Raw genomic sequence first — 2,291 nt, 5'->3', positions numbered from 1 at the left:
TCTGGCTGCGTCCGAGGTGGATGTGGTGGAGGCGCACGGGACCGGGACGAGTCTGGGTGATCCGATCGAGGCGCAGGCGTTGCTGGCGACGTACGGCCAGGGGCGGGACCGTGGCGGTGAGCCGTTGTGGCTGGGTTCGGTGAAGTCGAACATCGGTCATACGCAGGCGGCTGCGGGTGTTGCCGGGATCATCAAGATGGTGCTGGCCATGCGGCACGGTGTGCTGCCGGCGACGTTGCACGTGGATGAGCCGTCCCCGCACGTGGAGTGGGCCTCGGGCGCGGTGCGCCTGCTGACCGAGGCCCAGCCGTGGGAGGTGGTCGAGGCCCGGTCACGGCGGGCGGGCGTGTCCGCGTTCGGAGTCTCGGGAACGAACGCGCACGTCATCCTTGAGGAGCCTCCGGCGCTGGAACCGGCCCCGGTTCCGGTCCCTGCACCGACCGTGGGCCTGCCGACGGTCCTGCCAGTGGTGCCGGTGCTGTTGTCCGGACAGACACCGAACGCGCTGCGGGCACAGGCGGAGCGTCTGCGGACGGCTGTCGACGGGGCCGACCTGCTCGGGATCGGGGCTGCGTCGGTGGCGCGGGCTGCGTTGGCGCATCGGGCGGTGGTGCTGGCGGGTGATCGGGCCCAGCTGGTGGGTGGGCTGGATGCGGTGGCGGCGGGTGCGGGCGCTCTGCGTGGGGTGGCTCGTGCTGGTCGGGTTGCGTTCCTGTTCACGGGGCAGGGTGCGCAGCGGGTGGGGATGGGCCGGGGGTTGTATGAGGCGTTCCCGGTGTTCGCGGATGCGTTCGATCAGGTGGCGTTGCATGTGGACGTGCATCTGGACCGTCCGTTGTCAGCCGTGTGGAGCGACGAGGATCTGATCCACCGGACCGGGTACGCGCAGCCTGCGTTGTTCGCGGTCGAGGTGGCGTTGCATGCTCTGGTCGCGTCGTGGGGTGTGCGGGCCGATGTCCTGCTCGGCCATTCGGTCGGTGAGATCGCGGCGGCGTACGCGGCCGGGGTGTTGTCGCTGGAGGATGCCGCCACGCTGGTGACGGCTCGGGGTCGTTTGATGCAGGCGTTGCCGTCTGGTGGGGCGATGCTCGCGGTCATGGCCTCCGAGGCGGAGGTGGCGGCCGAGTTCCCCGACGTTGACATTGCCGTGGTGAACGGGCCGGGTTCGGTGGTGGTGGCCGGGTGTGAGGCCGACATCGACCGGGTTGCCGGGCGTGGTTGGAAGACGTCGCGTCTGCGGACCAGTCATGCCTTCCACTCGCGGTTGATGGAGCCGATGCTGGCGGAGTTCCGTGCGGTGGTGCGCGGACTGGACTTCAGCGAGCCGTCGGTGCCGGCGGTGTCGACGGTGTCTGGGCGGGTGGTGGAGCCGGGGCAGTGGTCTGATGCGGAGTACTGGGTGGAGCAGGTCCGGCGGCCGGTCCGGTTCGCCGACGCGATCAGCGCGCTCGACGACGTCACCCGGTTCGTGGAACTGGGGCCGGACGCGGTGCTGAGTGCGCTGGTGCAGCAGCCGGAGACGGTTGCTGTTCCGCTGCTGCGCCGTGACCGGGACGAGGTCACGACCGTGCTGACGGCGTTGGCGGCCTTGTATGTGGATGGCGTGTCGGTGGACTGGTCGCCGCTGTTCACCGGGGTCCAGCCGGCCGAGCTGCCGACGTACGCCTTCCAGCGGGAACGGTACTGGCTGGAGAGCCAGGCGGCGAAGCCTGTCACCGACCCGGTCGAGGGCGGGTTCTGGGACACGGTGGAGCAGGGCGACCTGACCAGCCTCGCGGCGCAGCTCGGCCTCTCGGAATCCTCGTTGGAGAACGTGCTGCCCGCGTTGGCGTCCTGGCGCGCCCAGGGCAGGGAGCGGTCCCTGATCGACGGCTGGCGTTACCGGGTCACCTGGCAGCCTGCCGAACTGCCGTCGGCTGAGCTGACGGGGCGATGGGTTCTGGTCGGTGAGGACGTACACGGCCTCGGCGCGGTGCTGACCGGGCTCGGCGCGTCGGTGATCGAGGTTCCTGCCGGTTCCCGGGCCGACCTGGCTGCCCGGCTTGAAGGACTCGAAGTCTCCGGCATCGTGGCGGCCGGGGGCGGCCTCGGCCTCAGCGAGGCGCTTGCCTTGGTCCAAGCCTTGATCGATGTCGAGTGCACTGCCCCGTTGTGGTTGGTGACGTGTGCGGCGGTGTCGACGGGTCGGGCGGATGGTCCGGTGGATGTGGGTCAGGCTGCGTTGTGGGGTTTCGGGCGGGTGGTGGGTCTGGAGCATCCGGGGTTGTGGGGTGGTCTGCTGGATCTGCCGG

The 2,291-nt window shown here is 70.3% G+C and carries 1 protein-coding gene; it reads left to right on the top strand.

Annotation, left to right across the window (positions count from 1 at the left end; all coding sequences use genetic code 11):
- On the top strand, window positions 1-2,291 hold a 2,291-nt coding region (locus KUM32_RS33275; RefSeq protein ID WP_217145647.1), incomplete at both ends, for a type I polyketide synthase.

Source organism: Streptomyces sp. AC627_RSS907 (genome assembly GCF_019049165.1).
The sequence above is the reverse complement of the archived record's forward strand: the minus strand, read 5'-3'. Positions and strand labels throughout refer to the sequence as shown.